At 42.0% G+C, this 22,202-nt stretch carries 20 protein-coding genes and 1 pseudogene; 5 read left to right on the top strand and 16 right to left on the bottom strand.

Annotation, left to right across the window (positions count from 1 at the left end):
- Positions 1-101 precede the first annotated feature (101 nt).
- From C2M25_RS14490 to rlmD, 4 genes and pseudogenes are all read right to left on the bottom strand, one after another.
- A pseudogene (locus C2M25_RS14490) lies at positions 102-1,735 on the bottom strand (CTP synthase).
- A 157-nt stretch (positions 1,736-1,892) separates the two neighbouring features.
- Positions 1,893-2,693, bottom strand: a complete 801-nt coding sequence (gene mazG, locus C2M25_RS14485) for a nucleoside triphosphate pyrophosphohydrolase (protein WP_105181419.1) — start codon at positions 2,691-2,693, stop codon at positions 1,893-1,895.
- Positions 2,693-4,852, bottom strand: coding sequence for a GTP diphosphokinase (relA, locus tag C2M25_RS14480; protein ID WP_063706466.1), 2,160 nt, complete (start codon positions 4,850-4,852; stop codon positions 2,693-2,695). Before relA ends, mazG begins: the two co-directional genes overlap by 1 nt.
- Before the next feature lie 7 nt (positions 4,853-4,859).
- Positions 4,860-6,185 (bottom strand): 23S rRNA (uracil(1939)-C(5))-methyltransferase RlmD, encoded by a 1,326-nt coding sequence (gene rlmD, locus C2M25_RS14475; protein ID WP_105181418.1) that lies wholly within the window; start codon positions 6,183-6,185, stop codon positions 4,860-4,862.
- 80 nt (positions 6,186-6,265) lie between these two features.
- Between rlmD and barA the strand changes: the two genes are divergently transcribed.
- Both barA and C2M25_RS14465 read left to right on the top strand, forming a co-directional pair.
- Positions 6,266-9,034 (top strand): two-component sensor histidine kinase BarA, encoded by a 2,769-nt coding sequence (gene barA, locus C2M25_RS14470; RefSeq protein WP_063706462.1) that lies wholly within the window; start codon positions 6,266-6,268, stop codon positions 9,032-9,034.
- Between the two features lie 28 nt (positions 9,035-9,062).
- Positions 9,063-9,389, top strand: a complete 327-nt coding sequence (locus C2M25_RS14465; RefSeq protein WP_105181417.1) for a hypothetical protein — start codon at positions 9,063-9,065, stop codon at positions 9,387-9,389.
- Between the two features lie 68 nt (positions 9,390-9,457).
- Here the strand turns inward: C2M25_RS14465 and pdxJ are convergent, their stop codons facing one another.
- The 10 genes from pdxJ to rpoE all read right to left on the bottom strand — a co-directional run bounded on the left by pdxJ (position 9,458) and on the right by rpoE (position 17,979).
- A complete protein-coding gene (pdxJ, locus tag C2M25_RS14460) occupies positions 9,458-10,189 on the bottom strand; it encodes a pyridoxine 5'-phosphate synthase (protein WP_054554340.1) in 732 nt (243 codons plus the stop codon).
- A gap of 43 nt (positions 10,190-10,232) precedes the next feature.
- A complete protein-coding gene (recO, locus tag C2M25_RS14455) occupies positions 10,233-10,919 on the bottom strand; it encodes a DNA repair protein RecO (RefSeq protein WP_063706458.1) in 687 nt (228 codons plus the stop codon).
- Positions 10,920-10,936: 17 nt separating this feature from the next.
- Positions 10,937-11,869, bottom strand: coding sequence for a GTPase Era (gene era / locus C2M25_RS14450; protein ID WP_063706456.1), 933 nt, complete (start codon positions 11,867-11,869; stop codon positions 10,937-10,939).
- On the bottom strand, positions 11,859-12,536 hold the full coding sequence (gene rnc / locus C2M25_RS14445) for a ribonuclease III (protein ID WP_054554337.1): 678 nt from the start codon (positions 12,534-12,536) through the stop codon (positions 11,859-11,861). Before rnc ends, era begins: the two co-directional genes overlap by 11 nt.
- Positions 12,537-12,538: 2 nt before the next feature.
- Entirely contained in the window at positions 12,539-13,474 is a 936-nt protein-coding gene (gene lepB, locus C2M25_RS14440; RefSeq protein WP_105181416.1) for a signal peptidase I, read from the bottom strand.
- 26 nt (positions 13,475-13,500) lie between these two features.
- Entirely contained in the window at positions 13,501-15,288 is a 1,788-nt protein-coding gene (gene lepA / locus C2M25_RS14435; protein ID WP_105181415.1) for a translation elongation factor 4, read from the bottom strand.
- 70 nt (positions 15,289-15,358) lie between these two features.
- A complete protein-coding gene (locus tag C2M25_RS14430) occupies positions 15,359-15,808 on the bottom strand; it encodes a SoxR reducing system RseC family protein (RefSeq protein ID WP_105181414.1) in 450 nt (149 codons plus the stop codon).
- Between the two features lie 3 nt (positions 15,809-15,811).
- Positions 15,812-16,765 (bottom strand): MucB/RseB C-terminal domain-containing protein, encoded by a 954-nt coding sequence (locus C2M25_RS14425; RefSeq protein ID WP_105175276.1) that lies wholly within the window; start codon positions 16,763-16,765, stop codon positions 15,812-15,814.
- A 4-nt stretch (positions 16,766-16,769) separates the two neighbouring features.
- Complete coding sequence (locus tag C2M25_RS14420) at positions 16,770-17,396, bottom strand: sigma-E factor negative regulatory protein (RefSeq protein WP_063706447.1); 627 nt, start codon at positions 17,394-17,396, stop codon at positions 16,770-16,772.
- Position 17,397: 1 nt separating this feature from the next.
- Positions 17,398-17,979, bottom strand: a complete 582-nt coding sequence (gene rpoE, locus C2M25_RS14415; protein ID WP_036969086.1) for an RNA polymerase sigma factor RpoE — start codon at positions 17,977-17,979, stop codon at positions 17,398-17,400.
- Between the two features lie 404 nt (positions 17,980-18,383).
- Here rpoE and nadB point away from each other — a divergent pair, with 404 nt between their 5' ends.
- Entirely contained in the window at positions 18,384-20,006 is a 1,623-nt protein-coding gene (gene nadB / locus C2M25_RS14410) for an L-aspartate oxidase (RefSeq protein ID WP_063706445.1), read from the top strand.
- Here nadB and C2M25_RS14405 read toward each other — a convergent pair.
- Together C2M25_RS14405 and C2M25_RS14400 are read right to left on the bottom strand one after the other, a co-directional pair.
- Entirely contained in the window at positions 19,981-20,325 is a 345-nt protein-coding gene (locus tag C2M25_RS14405) for a hypothetical protein (RefSeq protein ID WP_063707192.1), read from the bottom strand. The two genes, nadB and C2M25_RS14405, sit on opposite strands and share 26 nt — an antisense overlap.
- A 55-nt stretch (positions 20,326-20,380) precedes the next feature.
- Positions 20,381-20,632 carry an FAD assembly factor SdhE gene (locus C2M25_RS14400; RefSeq protein WP_063706443.1) on the bottom strand — a complete coding sequence of 84 codons (252 nt, stop codon included), beginning with the start codon at positions 20,630-20,632 and terminating at the stop codon, positions 20,381-20,383.
- 120 nt (positions 20,633-20,752) lie between these two features.
- Here C2M25_RS14400 and ygfZ point away from each other — a divergent pair, with 120 nt between their 5' ends.
- Entirely contained in the window at positions 20,753-21,664 is a 912-nt protein-coding gene (gene ygfZ, locus C2M25_RS14395) for a tRNA-modifying protein YgfZ (RefSeq protein WP_105181413.1), read from the top strand.
- A gap of 12 nt (positions 21,665-21,676) precedes the next feature.
- Positions 21,677-22,162, top strand: a complete 486-nt coding sequence (locus tag C2M25_RS14390) for an FKBP-type peptidyl-prolyl cis-trans isomerase (RefSeq protein ID WP_063706439.1) — start codon at positions 21,677-21,679, stop codon at positions 22,160-22,162.
- Positions 22,163-22,202 lie beyond the last annotated feature (40 nt).

Here is a 22,202-nt window from a genome sequence, read left to right as displayed (position 1 = left end):
TTTCCCGAAAATGGTGAGTTTGTGCCAATTTTATTAATTATCCTTAATGCCATTGGCTTATTAAAACAAATAAGCCGTGCATAAAGCACGGCCTATTTAAATTACGATGACGCTTTTTGGTGAGTGTGTGCAGCTGCAACAAACCCTTCAAACAGCGGGTGACCATCACGTGGTGTTGACGTGAATTCCGGGTGGAATTGCGCGGCAATAAACCAAGGGTGATCTTTATTCTCAATAATTTCGACTAGTTTCTTATCTTCAGATAAACCAGTGAAACTTAAACCTGCTTTTTCAAGCTGCTCTACGTAGTGATTATTCACTTCGTAACGGTGACGGTGACGCTCAACAATCTCGTCGCTACCGTACACTTCGCTTACTTTAGAACCCGGTGTTAAATGACACTTCTGTGCACCTAAACGCATAGTACCACCTAGGTCAGATTGCTCATCACGCACTTCAACGTTACCGTCAGCATCTTGCCATTCTGTGATCAAACCAACAACTGGGTGTGCTGATTTAGCGTTAAACTCAGTTGAGTTTGCACCTTCAAGGCCTGCAACGTTACGCGCATATTCAATAAGCGCTACTTCATACCTAAACAAATGCCTAAGTAAGGAACTTTATTTTCACGTGCATATTTAGCCGCTAAGATCTTGCCTTCAACACCACGGCCGCCGAAGCCACCTGGTACTAAGATAGCATCAAGGTGAGACAGTAACTCTGTACCTTTGCTTTCTAAGTCTTGTGAATCAACGTATTCAATGTTCACTGTTAAACGGTTTTTCAGACCCGCATGCTTTAATGCTTCGTTTACTGATTTATATGCATCTGGTAGTTCGATGTACTTACCAACCATACCAATTGTCACTTCACCTGTAGGGTTAGACTCTTGATATAACACTTGCTCCCACTCAGATAAATCTGCTTCAGGACACTCAAGGTAGAAACGACGACATACGAAGTTATCTAATTCTTGTGACTTAAGTAACGCAGGGATCTTATAGATGCTTTCTACGTCTGGTAATGAAATAACAGCTTTCTCTTCAACGTTAGTGAAAAGTGCGATTTTCGCGCGCTCGTTATTCGGTAATTTACGATCAGAACGACAGATTAAGATATCTGGTTGGATACCAATTGAACGTAATTCTTTTACAGAGTGTTGAGTTGGCTTAGTTTTAACTTCACCTGCAGGGCCTAAGAATGGCACAAGCGTTAGGTGGATAAACAAAGCGCGCTCACGGCCAATTTCAGTGCCTAGCTGACGAATTGCTTCTAAGAAAGGTTGTGACTCGATGTCACCAACTGTACCGCCAATTTCAACGATTGCTACATCGCGACCTTCAGCACCGTCGTATACACGTTGCTTAATGTCGTTTGTGATGTGTGGAATAACCTGAATTGTTGCACCAAGGTACTCACCACGACGCTCACGTCGTAATACATCTTCATAAACACGACCTTGTGTGAAGTTGTTGCGGCTAGTCATCTTGGTACGGATGAAACGCTCATAGTGACCTAAGTCAAGGTCAGTCTCTGCACCGTCTTCAGTTACAAATACTTCACCGTGCTGAATTGGGCTCATAGTGCCTGGGTCAACGTTAATGTAAGGATCCAGCTTTAAAATAGTCACGTTAAGACCACGTGCTTCTAAAATAGCGGCTAATGACGCTGCTGCAATACCCTTACCCAACGAAGAAACAACCCCGCCAGTTACGAAGATAAATTTTGTACTCATGCGAACCCTAGAATATCAGGAATTAAAAGGAATAATATAGAATCAAGACGGGGCGATATTATAGCAAAGGGGCTGCTATCAATCCAGATAAAATTAGCAAATAAGTGCACAAAAAACGAGCTTGGTTACACTGTACCCAAGCTGTATCATTACTGACTTAGTTTGCCTGCTTTTTAATGGCTTCCCATGCGTTGTCCATTTCTTCGAGGCTAGCCGTTTCTAAACTTTGGCCACGTTCATCTAGGTAAGCAGCCACTTTTTCAAAGCGTGACGCGAACTTAGCATTGGCACTTCGTAATAATTGCTCTGGATCGCGCTTGATATGACGCGCTACATTCACCGTTGCAAACAGTAAATCACCAAGCTCTTCTGCACTGTGCTCAGAATGTGGATCATGAGCCAGCGCTTCTTTTACTTCGTCGACTTCTTCCGCAACTTTATCAAGTGCCCCATGATAGCTTGGCCAATCAAACCCTAGGCTTGCCACACGCTGTTGAATCTTCTTCGCTTTCGAAAGGCCCGGCATCGCATCAGGTATATCTTGCCAAAGGCTCATTTGTGGTGAGGCTGATTTTTCTGCTCGCTCTTGTGCTTTTATAGCTTGCCATTGCGCTGAAAGCTCTGCATCCGACAGTTCACTTTGCTCTGCAAAGACGTGGGGATGACGACGGACTAGTTTTTCATTAAGCGTATTAGCCACATCGGCAAAATCAAATAAGCCCTGCTCTTTAGCAAGCTGAGCATAAAAAATAACTTGAAACAGTAAATCACCAAGCTCACTTTTAAGCTCAGTAAGCTCACCTTTTTCAATGCAGTCTGCTACTTCGTAAGCTTCTTCAAGGGTGTGCGGCACAATCGATTTAAAATCTTGTTTTAAATCCCACGGGCACCCAGATTCTGGGTCCCGCAGTTTAGCCATAATTGCAAGCGATTGCTCAATAGCGTGTTTATCTGCCATTACGAATGACCACGCTTTGCTTCATGAACACCTTCTATTTGGTGAAGCTTCGACAATAAGCGGTTAGTACTTGATAGGTCATGCACTTCTACCTGCATTGAAAACAGAGCAAGCTGTTTATCTTCAACGGTGTTGACGTTCATGTTCAGCACATTCACTTTTTCATTGGCAAGTACTGAGCTGATATCTCGAATAAGCCCTGAACGATCCGTTGCTTCTACTTTTATCGTTAATGAGTAAGAGCCATTGATATCATCTGACCAACTTACCGATATCACCCTCTCAGGATGATTATTCTTAAGCTTTTCAAACGAATCGCAATCTTCACGGTGAACGGCAATACCACGCCCTTGGGTGATATAGCCGATGATTTCATCGCCAGGCACCGGCCGGCAGCACTTCGCAACATGGCTCATTAAGCTACCTACCCCATCAACAACAATGCCGTTCTTATCGCCAGAGACACTTTTTGGCTTTTTAAACTTAATTTGCGGTTCGTCATCATCACGATCACTAATAAAGTTTAATAACTGATTTAAGCGAACATCACCTGCGCCAACTGCCACCATCAAATCTTCAAGGCCGCGCAAATTAAAACGCTCGATTGCAGGCGCCAGATCTTTGGTTGTTAAATCTAACTTTTGGAGCTCAGTTTCAAGAATTTCTTTACCAGCACTTAAGTTTTTATCCCGATCAAGCTGCTTAAACCAATGATGGATTTTAGAGCGTGCTCGTGATGATTTAATATAACCAAGCGATGGGTTTAACCAATCACGGCTTGGATTAGGCTGCTTTTGAGTTAGAATTTCAACCTGATCACCGGTACTTAATTGGTAAGTGAAAGGCACAATTTTGCCAAACACTTTTGCGCCAATACAGCGGTGCCCTACATTTGAGTGAATGTAATAGGCAAAATCAAGCGGTGTCGCGCCCAGTGGCAAATCATAAATATCGCCTTTTGGCGTGAACACATAAACACGGTCTTCAACAACTTGGTTTTTGAGCTCTTCAGCTAAGTCACTACCATCAACAACCTCTTCTTGCCATTGCAGTAACTTACGTAACCAACTAATTTTTTGCTCATAGCCTGAACCACGACCTGGTAGTGCACCTTCTTTATACATCCAGTGCGCAGCAACGCCCAGCTCTGCATCTTGATGCATGTCGCTCGTACGAATTTGGATTTCGACAGTTTTACCTTCAGGGCCAAATACCACGGTATGAATCGACTGATAACCGTTTTGCTTTGGTGTTGCTATGTAATCATCAAATTCTTTATTTAAATGACGCCAATTGGTATGCACGATACCTAACGCCGCATAACAATCTTGTAGGCGCTCTACCACAATGCGCATAGCGCGAATATCAAAAAGCTGATCAAACTCGTAGTTTTTCTGCGCCATTTTTTTGTAAATGCTGTAGATATGCTTTGGTCGCCCATATACCTCACCTTCAATACCTGCTTCAGCCAAGCGTGCTTTGACTAATGCAACCATGTTTTCCATGTAAGCTTCACGAGCAAGGCGCTTATCATCTAGCTGTTTGGCGATGTTTTTATAAGTCTCTGGGTGCAGATAACGGAACGAAAGATCTTCAAGCTCCCATTTAAGCTGGCCAATGCCTAATCGGTTAGCAAGGGGTGCAAAAATATCGCGAGTTTCTTTAGCGGCAATAACGCGCTCTTCTTCACTGGCGTCTTTCACATCACGTAAGTGGCAGACCTGTTCTGCCAGTTTGATCACCACGGCGCGCACATCTTCAACCATGGCTAGCAACATACGGCGGATATTATCGATTTGTACTGTGCCTTTGCCTTGATGGGCTAAGGTACTAATGGTGGCCATTTGGCTTACGCCTGTTAGTAATAACGCAACGTGATTGCCCAACTTGTCGGTGACTGTCTCAATCGAGATTTTTTCAGCTAAAAAATAAGGCGTTAAAAATGCTGTCGCAAGCGAGTCTGCATCTAAATTAAGCTCAGCTAAAATCTCCACCATTTCAATGGCTGTGTTTTCACGTTTTGCATCATCGCAATGCAGGCACAATTGGTGAGCCTGCTCTAATAAGGTATGTTTGTCTTCTGTTAGCGCTAACAGCTCGATACGGCTGGCAAAATCACTCGGCTTTGTTAGCTGATGTGACTGTCTAGTGGCTACCATGTGCGCTTTACCTCCTGTGAAATAACGCCATCGTTTCAATATGCCCGGTATGTGGGAACATATTCATAAGCCCAATTTTTTCAATGCTAAAGCCTGCTTGTAGAATAATTGCACTGTCACGGGCTAAAGTAACAGGATCACAAGAGACGTATAAAATCGTTTTAAACTGAGTAAGTGGTAGCTGCTCTAAAATGGCCATTGCGCCAGTACGTGATGGATCAAGTACTAACACATCAAGTTTGGCACTAAACCAAGCAGCTGATTGCATTGATTGTGTTAGATCAAAGCAATAAAAATCGGTATTCGACAATGAGTTAGTTTGCGCATTTTGTTTTGCTAATGCAACCGCAGAATCGACCCCTTCAACACCAATAACATAATTAGCATACTTTGCAATCAATAATGAAAAGTTACCAATACCACAGAATAAATCCAGTACCTGCTCATGACCTTGTAAATCTAACCATTGTTTTGCTTGATGCAACATGGCTTGATTCACTTGCGGGTTAACCTGAATAAAGTTTTCAAGGCCAAATTCAAAGCGTAAATCATAATCTGGTATCTGGTAGTACGGCATAGGGTGGTCACTGTGATCAATTTCACCGCTTTGTGATTGCCAAACAACACGCCAGCTATATTCATTACAGGCCGCGACGACAATGGCTTTTAACTCTTGATTAATAGCTTTCGTGTGCCTAATGACCACAAAGGCTGCATTATCAGCTTCGCATAATTGTAAGTGACTAATACTGCTCAGGCCTGAATGGCTGTTGATAAGAACATCAAAGACCGTAAAAACATCTCTAAAAGTGCCAGTAAGTACATCACAGTTCTCAATGCTAACCAGTTGCTTAGAGCCTTGAGCTCGATACCCTACGCGCATTTTTTTGGCGGCTTTGTCGTGCATTACAGCAATACGCGCAGAGCGACGATAATGATGCTCATCACTGAGCAAAGGTGCTTGCCAATTTAAGTCATCGGCTTTAGCAAATTTACTAAATAGCTGACTCACCGCAGCTTGCTTCTCAACGAGTTGCTGCTTTGCATCAAGGTGTTGTAACTGACAGCCACCACACACTTGATAATGCTGGCAAAAAGGAGTAACCCTATGCGCTGAGGCTGATAGCACTTTTTTACAATCTGCACTGGCAAAGCGCGCTTTATCTTCAATCAACAAGGCTTTTACTTCTTCACCCGGTAAAGCACCATTAACAAAACAGACTTTATTTCCTTGCTTAGCAACGCCTCGTCCTTGGTGGTCCATAGCTGTGACATTGAGGGTTAGCATTTTTTGCGAAACGGATTTTTTTTTGGCTTTGAAAATCTGTGCCATCGGGCAACACCTTAATTATTGATAAAGCGGGAGTAAGTATATACTCTTAAACAACGATAATAATGATAACAACATTCTTTATGACTAAATTTGGCTTACGTGACTCAGTCTTAACCCTTACACTTATACCGACTGTGATCATAGGCTTGTTGCTGGGCGGTTATTTTACAATAAATCGTTACATTGAGCTCGATGAAATTTTATATCAGCAGGGTGTAACTATCATTGAGCCCCTCGCGATTGCCGTTGAGCAGCCTTTAATAAAGCGTGATAAAGCCTTATTAACTCGCTTAGTGAGTCATACACATAACAAACACTCCCCTGCTATCCAATCCATTGCTATTTTCGATGAAAACAATGAGTTGGTGATTTTTAGTAAATACCAAAGTGAATTCAAAGAAATTGTCAAAAGCAATGCAAACAGCATGGATGGCATTCAAGTACAAAATTCTGAGCACTATCTAACATTCTCTACTGCGATAATTAATCATAGCCGCCAAGACATGATTTGGAATCATCACAGCTATCAAGCATCGCTAGGTACTGTGGTGATCATGCTCAATAAACAACAAGCCATTATTGGCCAGCAACGAGCCTTACTGGTCAGTGGCGTGGTAATTTTACTGGCGCTAATACTGGCGACCGTACTAGCATTTAGATTGACTCGTATGTTTATTCAGCCACTTAATAAGTTAGTACTAGCTACCGACAAGCTTATTGAAGGTAAAGTCGATACGGGGCTTGACCAAAAAATGTTTGGTGAGTTTGAATTACTACGCGCAGGCTTAAACACCATTTCTGAAACCATGGTCATGCAACGTGATGAGATGCAAAAACACATTGACCAAGCAACCTCAGATTATCGCGAAACACTCGAACAATACGAAACCCAAAATATTCAGTTAAGTATTGCTAAAAAAGACGCGCAAGATGCGAACCGAGTTAAATCTGATTTCTTAGCTAAAATGAGTCACGAATTACGCACACCTTTAAACGGTGTAATAGGTTTCACGCGCCAGCTTTATAAGACTCCGCTAAATAAGCATCAAAAAGATTATCTCGATACCATCGAGCTTTCGGCTAACAGCTTAATGACGATTATCAGTGATATTCTCGACTTTTCGAAATTAGAAGCCGGTGCCATGGAACTAGAATCAATGCAGTTTCAGCTCCGTGATAATATAAACGAAGTGCTAACCTTACTGGCGCCAAGTGCTCACGAAAAGCAACTTGAACTCTCTATATTTATCCACCCGCAAGTGCCTGATAACCTCACTGGCGATCCGACACGCTTTAAACAAATTTTGATCAACCTGCTAAGTAATGCCATTAAGTTTACTGAAAAAGGCTCTATCAAGGTTGATGTTGGCTACCGTTTACTGGATGAAGAGCGCGCCTCTATTTTGGTGTCTGTGACCGACACCGGTGTGGGTATCCCAATGGATAAACAAGATGCGCTATTTACGCCATTTGGCCAAGCAGACTCGAGTATCACCCGTAAATTTGGTGGTACAGGCCTTGGTTTAATCATCACTAAACATATTGTTGAAGCGATGAATGGCCGCATTACTCTAAACTCAGCGCCTGGTAATGGTACCTGCTTTACGTTTAATGCCGTATTCAGAACGCCAAGTAACTCAATTACCAGTGACTTACCGACCCAATCACTGATCAATAAACGTATTCTGTATCTTGAGCCTCATGAGCATACCCATCAAGCAACGTTATCGCTACTGCATGAATGGCAAACTCGCGTTACCGCCTGCATGGATGAAGAAAGCTTCTTAAATGAGATCAACAAAGACTTCAGCTACGATATTTGTATTATTGGCCATACCGCCACAATCGACGATATGCAGCAACTGAAGAGTTATGTAAAAGCAGTGCGCCCTGTCACTGATTATTTATACATTATGCTCAATACAGTTTCGCATAATATGCGTGAAGCCTTTGTTGGTAGTGGTGCAGATGCTTGCTTGAGCAAACCGCTTAACCACCGTAAATTATGTGAGGTACTTGCTGCGCCTTACCGCCTTGATCACCCGGTGCATAATATTGAGCAAGGTGATGAAAAGTTATTACCACTAAAAGTACTGGTTGTTGACGATAACGATGCCAACCTAAAACTTATTTGTACCTTGCTTGAAGAACAAATTGAGCTAATTGATACCGCACACAACGGCTCACAAGCTTACAGCTTAAGTAAAAGCCACAAATATGACCTGATTTTCATGGACATCCAAATGCCAATTATGGATGGTATTACAGCATGCAAACTCATACGTGAGTCATCTCTTAATGAAGATACGCCTATCATTGCGGTAACCGCTCACGCCTTAGCAGGTGAAAAAGAGCAACTGCTTAAAGATGGCTTTAAAGGCTACTTAACTAAGCCTATTGATGAAGATATGCTAAAACAAATAATCAGCGATCATAGCCCGCAATCGCCGATTAATCGCGAACGCAGCAAAACTGCCACAGTAGCTTCAGAGCCCCCATTTGAAAGCGCCCGCCTCGATTGGCAATTGGCACTTCAACGCGCTGGCGGTAAAGAAGAGCTAGCGCTTGAAATGCTCAACATGCTATTACTCAGCGTGCCTGAGACCTTACGCCTACTCAATGAAGCTATAGAAAAAGAAGACTGTGAACATGTACTTAGCATAGTCCACAAGTTCCATGGCGCATGTTGTTACACCGGCGTCCCCAAACTTAAATCCCTCGCAGAAACCCTCGAAACAGCATTAAAAAGCGATTGCGATTTAAATTACATTGAACCTGAATTATTTGAGCTAATTGATGAGCTGAATAATTTGTTAAGTGATGCGGGAATGGTTGAGCAACAACGATAAAAGTTAGCATGAATATCAAGGAAGATTAATGTTTTTTATTTTATTTTTGATTTTTACATCATTATCGTTCTTTTGGTTTATTCTCAGTTATAAAAAGCTTGGTGGAATGGTAAACGATTACGTAAAGATCAATTACACAGAGCAATGGCAAGAATACGAGAATAAAGCCCGTTTAATGGGAGTAAAACCTAACTCAATTGTGTTTCATTCAGTTAAGAAAGGTGAATTGTCGGCCATAGATGATGGTGTTTTGAAAAGTTTCAAGAAAAAACATCATTACATAGTAACCCTACTCTGCCTATCGCCACTGTTATCATCCTACCTCTCAGAATTTATTGTTTACCTGAACAAATAAAAACGCGGTGGATATTATCTCCACCGCGTTCAGTATTCAAATTTGCTGGCTCTTATTAAAGCCGTCAGCTAAAGTCTTGCTTCAATCATTAAACGTTTCATATCGCTGACTGCTTTTTCTAAACCATCAATCGCTGCACGGGCAATAATCGCATGACCAATGTTTAACTCATAAATTTCTGGCATTGCCGCAATGGGTTTTACATTGTGATAATGAAGACCATGACCTGCATTTACGATTAAACCTAGGCTATCAGCATATTGTACGCCGCTACGAATGCGCTCAAGCTCAGTGTGAAGCTCTTCGTCATTTTCAGCATCGGCATAAGCACCGGTGTGAATTTCAACGTAAGGAGCATTACATGCTTTTGCAGCGTCAAGTTGCGCGTTGTCAGCATCAATGAATAACGAAACCTTAATTCCTGCTGCTGTTAGCTTTTCTGTAGCTGCTTTTACTTTTTCAAAATTACCCACAACATCAAGGCCACCCTCAGTGGTAAGCTCTTCACGCTTTTCAGGCACTAAACAAACATAAGCAGGTTTCACTTCAAGGGCGATGTCGATCATTTCATCGGTGACTGCAATCTCAAGATTCATACGTGTTTGAATCGTTTTTGCCATCACATATACGTCGCGGTCTTGAATGTGACGACGGTCTTCACGCAAATGAATGGTGATACCATCTGCACCAGCATGCTCTGCAACAGCTGCAGCATGCGCAGGATCTGGGTAACTCGTGCCACGCGCTTGGCGTAAAGTGGCAATGTGATCAACGTTTACACCAAGAAGAATATCTTTCATTTTTTTACCTGTTTAAAACAACGATTCAAGGCTGTTCATCAGCCTACTTAATAAATAACTCACGGCTTTTTAATGGCTTTTTGCCAAGTAAAGGCTTGAGTAGGTATCGACTTAATTGCTTTGCCATATATAACACATCAGGGGCGCTAAAGTCATGAGCCGCTATGGCATTTAATTGCTTTCCTGAAAAACCACTATGAGGGTCGTCATGCAGTAAAAAACCGTATTCAGCAAAGTACTGGTAATTTGCTGCATCGTTTATTTCATCCCCTTCGGCATCAACGCTAAAATCAACGCCATAACCCAGCATCTCTAAAAGTTGAAACTCGTAAGAACGCAGCACTGCTTGTAGGTTTTTAGTGGTTGATAACTCGTCAAGATGCTGTTTATACAAATGATAAACGCTTTCCATCGGCTCATTGATAGGTACGATACGATTGGTTAATTCGTTCATATAGAAGCCGCAATAGAGCTCGGTGCCTTTTAACATTGTTTGCCCGCCATGGGGCTCAAAACGATTGATGTATTTTAAATCAGACTTACCGCTGTATTGTACAAGCAGTGATTGGAAAGGTTGTAATTGTGCTTTATGTTTAGTGGCCTGGCGGCCACTAATGCGAGCCAGCATTCTTAGCTGACCTACGCCTTCTACCAGCATATCAAGCATGACTTGCGAGTCACTAAATGGACGTCGGTGCAGCAAGTATGCTGTGTAGAATTCGCTATCCATGGCGTGTAGGACTTTACTTAGTCTTCACCATAGCCAAGGCTACGTAGTGCACGCTCATCATCGGCCCAACCTGATTTCACTTTTACCCAAAGTTCTAAAAACACTTTGTTATCAAGCATGCCTTCAAGATCTTTACGGGCTTCACGGCCAATCACTTTAAGCTTTTCGCCTTTATTGCCGATCACCATACGCTTTTGCGTTTCACGCTCAACTAGGATCAAACCATTGATTTGCCAAACGCCGTTTTCTTGCCATTTAAACTGCTCGATCTCAACGGTCACTGAGTACGGTAACTCATCGCCCATAAAGCGCATCAGCTTTTCACGGATCACTTCTGCCGCCATAAAACGCATTGAGCGGTCCGTAACGTAATCTTCAGGGAAGTAAAACTCACAAAGCGGCAGACGTTTGGTTACTTCTTGTTTGATTAATTCAATATTTTTACCTTGCTTCGCAGAAACAGGAATAATACCAACAAAATCAAACTTATTGCCCAAGAAATGCATGTGCGGAAGCACTAAATCGCGGTCTTTCACTTGGTCAATTTTATTCATAACTAATAACACTGGGCGACCACTTTGACGTACTTTGTTAAGTACCATCTCATCGTCTTCGTTCCAGTGTGTGCCTTCAACCACAAAGATGATCAGTTCTACATCGCCAATTGAGCTTGATGCAGCACGGTTCATTAAACGGTTAATTGCGCGTTTTTCTTCTACGTGTAAGCCTGGTGTATCCACATAAACAGCCTGGTATTTACCTTCGGTATGAATACCCATAATACGGTGACGCGTGGTTTGTGGCTTACGAGAAGTAATAGACACCTTTTGCTCAACAATATAGTTAAGTAAGGTTGATTTACCTACATTTGGGCGGCCAACAATGGCAACCATCCCACAGTGCGTATCTAGCTCTGCAGGTTCTTTGCTAATTAAATCATCAAGATTCATTTTTAAGTATCTTTAAGGCTTTTTCAGCGGCTTTTTGCTCAGCTTTACGACGTGAGCTACCTACTGAGATAATGCTATCCATCCCTTCAACAATACATTCAACCGTGAATGTTTGATTGTGCGCTTGGCCTTTTGTATCAATTACAGTGTAGCCAGGTAACGATAATTTGCGCGCTTGTAAGTATTCTTGAAGTAATGTTTTCGGATCTTTTTGATTTAAGCCCGGTGAAATTGCGTCAAGACGCGACTCGTACCAACTTAAAATTAACTCACCACATTGTTCAATGTTTGAGTCTAAGAACACCGCACCAATAATCGCCTCTACGGCATCAGCAAGGGTTGATTCACGGCGAAAACCACCGCTTTTAAGCTCACCCGGACCTAAGCGTAAGTAATCGCCTAAGCCAAACTCAAGGCCAAATTCAGCCAAGGTTTGACCTCGCACTAGGGTCGAACGCATACGGCTTAAATCACCTTCGCGTGCTTTTGGAAATTTAGTATAAAGCGCATTCGCAATCACAAAGCTCAAAATTGAATCGCCCAGAAACTCTAAGCGCTCATTATGTTGGCCTTTATGACTGCGGTGCGTCATTGCCTGCTCAAGCAAAGCTTGATCAGTAAATGTATAACCTATTTTGTTGTATAACTCTGTTACGTTTTTTTTCATCGTTACTGAATATTACCTAGGCGTTCAAAACGAACACCAGTTGGAACCCAGCCTGGTAAAAAGTCATCTGGGCCATTTTCAAATTCAAAACTCATCCATATAAAGACGGCTTTACCTACCAAGTTTTCTTTTGGTACAAAGCCCCAAAAGCGACTGTCTTGGCTATTATCACGGTTATCACCCATCATGAAATAATGATCGGCAGGAACAACCCACTCGTCTGAGCGTGTACCCGGTTGTTGATAATAACGGCCTTTCATTTCAGGAGCTTGCGGGTTAATCAAAATATTATGATTCACTGTGCTTAGGTTTTCTTCTAAGCGCACTAAATTCATCGAACCCTGCTTGAACTCGTCACTATTGAGGATTTCCATATCAATTTTGTTGTATTCATTACACAGCAAATCACCTTGCTGCGTCACACCTTCTGCACATTTTGGCTGAATATAAAGGTGCTTATTGCGATAAACAATTTTATCGCCCGGTAAACCAATCGTACGTTTAATGTAATCAACACGCTCGTCTAATGGGTATTTAAATACCACAATATCACCACGCTCAGGTTCATTTACATCAACTAACTGGCTGCGCCAAATTGGGTCTTTGATGCCGTATGAGTACTTCTGTACCAAAATGAAGTCACCCACTAATAGGGTTGGCATCATTGAGCCAGATGGAATTTGAAACGGTTCAAAAATGAAAGAGCGAAAAATCGTAATCGCTGCAATCATCGGAAAAATTGACTTAGCCGTTTCAGTGATACTTGGCTCAGGCGCAATTAATGCAGCGGTTTCTTCGTCTAATTCACCACCTGCTGCATTTTGAGCAAGGGCAATGCGCTGCTGACGTTTTGGCGCAAACATAAAGTGGTCGATTAACCAAATTAATCCTGAGCCTAGCGTTAGCAACACTAAGAAAATAGAAAAGTAACCCGCCATGCATTAATTCCTTTATTTACTTCTAATTATTTACCAACTTTAAGGATAGCTAAGAATGCATCTTGAGGTACTTCAACGTTACCTAGTTGCTTCATTCGCTTTTTACCTTCTTTTTGTTTTTGTAGCAGTTTCTTCTTACGGCTCACGTCACCACCGTAACATTTCGCGATTACGTTTTTACGTAATTGCTTAACGGTTGTACGAGCAATAACATGCTGACCAATTGCCGCTTGAATCGCAATATCAAACTGCTGACGTGGAATTAAATCTTTCAGTGCTTCAGCTAACTGACGTCCACGTGATTGAGCGATATCACGGTGTACGATAATCGCTAACGCATCAACACGCTCACCATTAATAAGTACATCAACACGTACCATGTCTGAAGCTTGGAAATGCTTAAAGTTATAATCAAGCGATGCAAAACCACGGCTTGTTGATTTTAACTTATCGAAGAAGTCCATGACTACTTCAGCCATCGGTAATTCGTATGTCACCGCAACTTGCTTACCATGGTAGCTCATTTTAGTTTGTAGACCACGTTTTTCAACACAAAGTGTAATTACGTTACCTAAAAACTCTTGTGGAACTAATATGTTAGCTTCAACGATTGGCTCACGGATTTCAATAATGTTGTTTACCGGTGGTAAGTCAGACGGGTTATCAATCTGTTTAGTTCCGTCTTTTGTTTCTACTTCGTAGATTACTGTTGGCGCAGTGGTAATAAGATCAATGTCGTATTCACGCTCAAGACGCTCTTGGATGATTTCCATGTGTAGCATACCTAAGAAGCCACAACGGAAACCAAAGCCTAGTGCTGTAGAGTTTTCTGGCTCAAAGAATAACGACGCATCGTTCAAGCTTAATTTATCAAGCGCATCACGGAAAGACTCATAGTCATCTGATGAAATAGGGAACATACCTGCATAAACCTGCGGCTTAATGCGTTGGAAGCCAGGTAAACGCTCAGGAGCAGAATGACGTTGTAAAGTGATGGTATCACCTACTGGTGCACCATGGATTTCTTTAATACCCGCAATAACAAAGCCTACTTCACCGGTTTTTAGGATACCCGTGTTAGTTTGTTTTGGTGTGAAAATACCCACTTTATCTGCGATATGAACCTGATCATTCGACATGATCTTAATTTTATCACCCGAGCGTAATTCACCATGCTTGATACGCACAAGTGATACAACGCCTTGGTATGGGTCAAACCATGAGTCAATGATAAGCGCTTGTAGTGGCTTATCTTTGTCACCTTCTGGTGGCGGGATATCTTTAACAATGATTTCAAGTACGTCTTCGATACCAATACCGGTTTTCGCACTACATTGCACAGCATCTAGGGCATCAATACCAATGATATCTTCAATTTCTTCAGCTACACGAAGTGGATCGGCTTGTGGTAAGTCGATTTTGTTTAGAACAGGAATAACTTCTAAATCCATTTCGATTGCTGTGTAGCAGTTAGCCAAAGTTTGAGCTTCAACACCTTGACCCGCATCAACAACTAAAAGTGCACCTTCACAGGCTGCAAGTGAACGAGAAACTTCGTAAGTGAAGTCAACGTGTCCTGGCGTGTCGATAAAGTTTAACTGGTATGTTTCGCCATCTTTCGCTTTATAATTTAGCGTTACACTTTGCGCTTTGATGGTAATACCACGCTCACGCTCAATGTCCATTGAGTCTAACACCTGCTGCTGCATTTCACGGTCTGTTAAACCACCACAGACTTGGATAAGACGGTCAGAGAGAGTCGATTTACCATGGTCAATATGGGCGATGATCGAAAAATTACGGATATGCTTCATAAACTGGATTCTAAACTTCTATATAAAATGGACTAAGTGTATAAAGCGACAATTTTACATTTAATTGGCTTTAATCACCATCTATTTGAGTGAAAGGAATAGTAATTGGGTGAATTTTTATTACTTTAATATCATGTTTAAGGCTCTTAACCCTTGATTTTGCTATTGCATAGCCTGTTAAACCGCCGATCACAGCCGCTAAAATTTGCCAGCCTTCGGTTAGCGAAAATGCCGCAAATGCGATTAAAGCAAAACCCAAACTGAATAACAGCGGCAACATGTAAACAGCCATAGCATGTTTGACCAAATGGCTATCATCAAGTGCCAAGGTTACTTTTTGACCTACTTGTAGCTCTGTATCAAAGGTATAAGGGAAGGTTTTTTTGGCTGTGCCAAACAGTTTGGCAAAAACTTGCGAACCACAGCGACCATTACAGCCGGCACAGGCCTGCTTTTGTTCGGCTTCTAAATTCGCTGTCGTGCCTTTAACCGACACGACAGTGAGTGTTTGTTCAATCATGATTTAAAGAGGTCGCGCTACCGACTCAGCTATAGCTTTGGCTGTCATAGCAGGGATATTACCAACAACCGATACATCAAAGCTACCACCATTGTGCACATACACCGTTGTTGCACCCGATGATAACGCGCCACTTGCACGTTTACCTGGTAGTGGTCTTTGAATAAAAACAGACACTTCAACAAACCCATCTGAATATAAATAATAGTCAGCAAGTTCATTGTTTAGGTCGAGTTTATGGCGGTCTGATTTTAACAGTTTGAAGCCATCAGGGAGCCAGCCAATTTTCCAATCATTTGCTGCGCCGTCGCTATCACTGGCTATATCATTGGTTGAAAGCACCGCAGGAAACTCACGGTTTTGCATTTCAACTAACATCGGCGCAGGTTGCTCGGTAACGCTAATGTGAGTTAGCTGTAATTGCTCTAGCATCTCACCTTTGTGATTTACATAGGCTGATTTAAGTAACAACGAAGACTCAGTATCGAGCCAAATCCAATAGTTGTACTTGTATTCATCTTTAGATTCGATACGCACTAACTGTGCAGAACGCCCTGCAATACGACCTTTTCCACCCAGTACAAAATCATAATGGGCACTTAATCTATCGATATCTTTAAAAAGTACTTCAGGAATAGGTCCGGCAATAGAATCTGTTTTAACTGAGTAAGGCTCTGAATGCGGTTCAAAATAAGTAACTTGATCATCAACGCGAACCATTTCAAGACCAGCACCATTTAGTAAACTTAAATGTTCTAGCTCAATATCACCCTGTTTTGCATGTAGCCAGCGGTACGGCTCCATCGCTTGGCCTTTTACAACCACAAACGATGCGTCAAAATTGCGAGTATGAACGGCCGTAGCCATATCATGTAATAATGTTTTGGCGGGATTTTCGTCGCTGGCAATGGCAGGGGCCGTTAATACCAGCGACAAAATAAAAGTAAAAACTTTCATTTAATTAGTTTTTTTCCTCTTCTGCATTATCTGCAGTTTGCGATTCTTCTAGCGAATATGCAACACGCGCTTGACGTTGGTGTTCAAGAACTAACGCACCAATACGTTGCTGTTGTAATTCACGTAAACCTTGCTGAGCGTTTTCTAATGCAGGTTGCTCAGATGAGTAACTTACAGGAGAAGCCATACCGGTTAACGGCACTGTTTGTAAGGTTGGAATGTCATTTTGTGGCGCTTCGGTGTTTTGTGGCAAAGTTTGTACGCCCACAATCGCAAACATAGCAACGCTTGCAGCAATGGCCACTTGGGCAAATGGACGACGCCAATTAAATGCTACCACGTTATCTGTGCCTGTTGCCGCCACGATTTCTTCGCTTTTTGGTGCCGTTGTTTTATTCGCGAAATCAGCGTAAACAGGTTCTTGCTCAAGTGCTTCAGCCACTGCATCTGCAATGTCAAAGTTAAAAGCGTTATTATTTGCCTCAGCACGCATTACATCACCAATCATTGCGTAACGACCAAATGTAGACACATCGTCGTTTGTGATCGCTTGATCAGTTAACTGCTGCTCGCCGTCAAGTAACGCGGATAACTGCTCATTATCCAACTTGTTAACGTCTGCTTTTGTCATACTAAGACTCACCTATTAATGGATTCAATTTATTATCAATCGCCTCACGGGCACGGAAAATACGTGAACGCACCGTTCCCACTGGGCAATCCATAACCACGGCTATTTCTTCATAGCTCATACCTTCAATTTCACGAAGGGTAATCGCGGTTTTTAGATCTTCAGGCAAACTATCAATCGTATTAAAAATTACAGCACGTACTTCGTCACTTAATAACAGGTTTTCTGGCGATGCGTTTGAACGCATTGCATCTGCACTGTCATAAAATTCTGCTTCTTCAGCATCAACATCGTTAGCTGGGGGCTTACGGCCCTGCGCAACTAAGTAATTTTTAGCACAATTTACGGCGATACGGTATAACCAAGTATAAAAGGCGCTATCCCCTCTAAAGTTAGGCAATGCACGGTAGGCTTTAATAAAGGCTTCTTGTGCGACATCAGCAACATCACCTTGGTTTGATACATAACGTGAAATCAAACCTGCAATTTTATTCTGATATTTTCTAACTAATAGGTTGAAGGCGTTTTTATCTCCTTGCTGGACCCTTTTAACTAGCGCTAAATCCAAATCCTGCTCGCTCATTCGAGCCGGTACTCCTCTGTTTGATTCTTGCTTGCTATTCATATACTCGCCATTGTTTACACAAACTCTGACTGCACCATGAATATAAAAGTTCAGTTTAAAATGATTTTTTTATAAAATAGCACGCAAATAAATTGAGTCATACCAATCTTATTACACGACAATCCTAATAACTGCTGAAAAATCAACGGTTATCTCAATACAGCGTCAGTAAACTTCACAGCTCAAAACAGCTCACAATAAACTGTTTATGTGACGATAAAACTAATAAGATTGGTATAACGTATTAAAATGACTAATAGTGTTAAAGCAAATATGGTACATATACGTATACCACATAAAAATTTATTTGCTCAAACTTTTGGCACTACTAGCCGAGCATTGTAACCGCAAAGACCACAGACATGAACCAAAATAAACATCACATTACTGATGTCGCTATCATTGGCAGCGGCGCCGCAGGCCTTTCTCTTGCTTTATCGCTTGCTAACCATTGTAAAGTGACAGTCCTTAGTAAAGGCGCATTAACCGAAGGTTCTACCTTATATGCTCAAGGTGGTATTGCAGCAGTATTTGATAAAAAGAATGACAGCATTGAATCGCATGTTGAAGATACACTCGATGCTGGTGGTGGCTTGTGTGACCGTGATGCGGTTCACTACACAGCGAGCAATGCTAAAAAATGTTTAAAGTGGCTGATTGAGCAAGGTGTGCCTTTTGATATGGAATTTGATTCAAAAGGTAAAGAGCGTTTTCATTTAACTCGCGAAGGTGGCCATAGTCATCGCCGTATTTTGCATGCTGCCGATGCAACTGGCCGAGCTGTGCAAACAACCTTAATTAGCCAAGTGCAAGCACACCCTAATATCACCCTATTAGAAAACTATAATGCGATTGATTTGATCAGCGATAAAAGCCTAGGTAAAAAAGGCAAACACATTCATGGTTTATATGTGTGGAACTGTGTTGACAAAAAAGTTGAAACTATCGCTGCCAAGTTTGTATCACTTGCAACGGGTGGCGCAAGCAAGGTGTACTTATATACCTCTAACCCTGATGTATCGAGTGGTGATGGTATTGCAATGGCATGGCGTGCAGGGTGCCGTGTTGCCAATATGGAATTTAACCAATTCCACCCAACAAGTTTATATCACCCAGAGCTGCAAAACTTTTTGATCACAGAAGCAATGCGCGGTGAAGGTGCGTATTTAAAACGCCCTGATGGCACTCGCTTTATGAAAGACTTTGATGAGCGCGAAGAACTTGCTCCTCGCGATATCGTTGCTCGCGCTATCGATTTTGAAATGAAACGCCTTGGTGCTAACTGCGTGTATCTGGATATTAGCCATAAAGATAAAGATTTTATCATTGAGCACTTCCCGACTATTTACGCCAAATGTTTAAGTGTTGGCCTCGACATTACGAAAGAAGCCATTCCTGTGGTGCCGGCTGCACACTATACCTGTGGCGGTGTTATGACTGACTTTAACGGCCGTACAGATTTAGACAACCTTTATGCGGTTGGCGAAGTGGCTTACACAGGTTTACATGGCGCTAATCGTATGGCGAGTAATTCGTTACTCGAATGTATCGTGTTTGCCCATGCCGCAGCGAAAGATATTTTAAGCAAAATCGATGCAAGCCCAGCTCTTGAAGCTCTGCCGCAGTGGGATGAAAGCCGCGTAACGAACTCAGACGAAGAAATCGTTATTACTCACAACTGGCATGAATTAAGACTATTTATGTGGGATTACGTGGGTATTGTGCGCTCAACAAAACGCTTAGAGCGTGCACTTCACCGCGTTGAATTACTGCAGCAAGAAATTCACGACTATTACGCGAACTTTAGAGTGACAAATAACTTATTAGAACTTCGAAACCTAGTACAGGTTGCAGAGCTGATTATTCGCAGTGCCCTTGAGCGTAAGGAAAGCCGTGGTCTTCATTACACGATTGATTACCCGGAGCAAAACGAAAACCCAACGCCGACAATATTAACCCCTAATTCGGTTGCTGCACTGCAATAATCGCGCGTTTTAAACGCGAATAACTCACTTCATCAACACTGGCTGCGCTTATAATCAGCCAGTGTGATTGATAAAACCCAGCTAACCTCAGCACAACAAAATTAGCAAACACATAACTTTTAGCCGTTATCTGGCCTTGCATGTTAATTGTGTCGCTTGCAAACCTAAGATCCGTTTGCTCTAAGATGACAACACCCTTTTCAGGTTGTGACTGTTGGACTTTTTTGAAGCTAATAACGGCGATGATAAGACAGCATAAACATGCCAACAGCTGAGCAATAATATGCTGATAAGCAAAACATAAAATGATGGCTATCAAGCAAAAAAAGACCACAAAGGGTTTGTGGTCTGGGGTATTATTTGTAACGGTAAATCTATACACGAACTCGGTCTAAAATTAACGAGACCATACCGTTAAGTTCAGGGTCTTTACACTCTTCGTGGCCCATAAACCAAGCGAATAAATCAGGATCATCGCTTTCAAGTAAGCGTTGAAATACTGCTTGTTGCTCTTTTGTTAGTGAGTCAAACGCTTCTTCAACGAATGGCATAAATAAAACATCAAGTTCTAACATACCGCGACGGCATGCCCAACGAATACGTTCTTTACTGTGAATTTCAGTCATTTTAAACCTCGTACTTATTTGTCTGCAGTTTACCAAATTGCCATCGAATAAACAGCTATTTAAATTGCTACCCTAACTAAGTTATCATTAGCGCTCATTCATATCGTAAAGAAGGTTTTTATGTCGACTGTTTACGCATGTCCTTTATCTCATTCACTTATCAGCCTAACTGGCAAAGATAAGTTGTCTTACCTTCACGGACAAATTACTCAAGATATCAACAAACTAAATAATGATAACTTCCTATGGGCTGGTCACTGTAATGCCAAAGGCAAGCTTTGGGGTGTGTTTAGATTGTTTTCATATCTTGATAGCTATTACCTTGCAGGTTCAAAACCTGAAGTTGAGCAATCACTAGTCGAGTTAAAAAAATATGCGGTATTTTCGCAAGTAGAAATTCAGCAATGCGAAAATCAGCTAATTGGCTTATTAGGCGATGACCTAACAGCAACTTTAGACGCCTTAGCAATTAAATTTGACGATGAGCACAGCGCAGTCGATTTTGCGGGCGGTAAAGCGTTAAAGCTTGCTGATAACCGCGTATTACTTATGGTAAATGATGAGTTTAGTTTGCCTGATAACGTTACAGCCCTTGATGATGACGCGCTATGGCAACAGGCTGCTATTGCAGCAGGTGAGCCATCGTTAAACAGTGACGCGGTTGGCGAGTACGTGCCGCAAATGGTTAACTTGCAAGCGCTCGGTGGTATCAGCTTTAGAAAAGGCTGCTACACAGGGCAAGAAACTGTCGCGCGTATGAAATACTTAGGCAAAAATAAACGCGCTATGTATATCGTATCTGGTAAAGCAGATGGTTTACTTGATGAGCTTGAACTCGAAACTCAACTAGGCGAAAACTGGCGCCGTGCTGGCAAGCTTATCAGCCAAAGTTATAATCAACAGACGCAAACTTTAATGGGTCTGATTGTGCTTCCAAACGACAATGAAGCCGGTCAGATTTTGCGAGTTAAACACCTCCCTCAGGTAGAGTTATCAATTCAAGCTCTGCCTTACTCTCTCGAAGATGAATAAATAGGAATGACTATGATCGTAGCAGCAAACAAAGTGGTAAAAATGCATTATTCAGTATTGGATAATAACAAAAATACCATCGACAATTCTTTCGATGGTGAGCCACTGGTGTTTATCGTTGGCACGGGTTACTTAATTCCAGGCCTCGAAAATGCGCTATTAGGTAAAGAAGCGGGTGATACATTCAGCGTTACTGTTGAACCAGAGCAAGGCTATGGTGAGCGCCATGATGATCTAATGCAAGCCGTACCAAAATCAATGTTTGAAGGTATGGAAATTGAAGTGGGTATGCAGTTCCGCGCTACGACAGATGACGGTGATCAATCAGTGATGATCATCGAGATTCAAGACGAAGACGTTATTGTAGATGGTAACCACCCTCTTTCAGGTATTACCCTACATTTTGATGTTGAAGTGCTAGAAGTGCGTGATGCAACTGAAGAAGAATTAGCACATGGTCATGTGCACGGTGAAGGTGGTTGTGGTCACAGCCACTAAACCATGACTATAAAAAAAGCGCCATTGGCGCTTTTTTTAT

Source organism: Pseudoalteromonas sp. T1lg21 (assembly GCF_002964625.1).
In the GTDB taxonomy this organism is placed as follows: domain Bacteria; phylum Pseudomonadota; class Gammaproteobacteria; order Enterobacterales; family Alteromonadaceae; genus Pseudoalteromonas; species Pseudoalteromonas gelatinilytica.
This window is presented reverse-complemented; position numbering and strand designations above follow the sequence as displayed.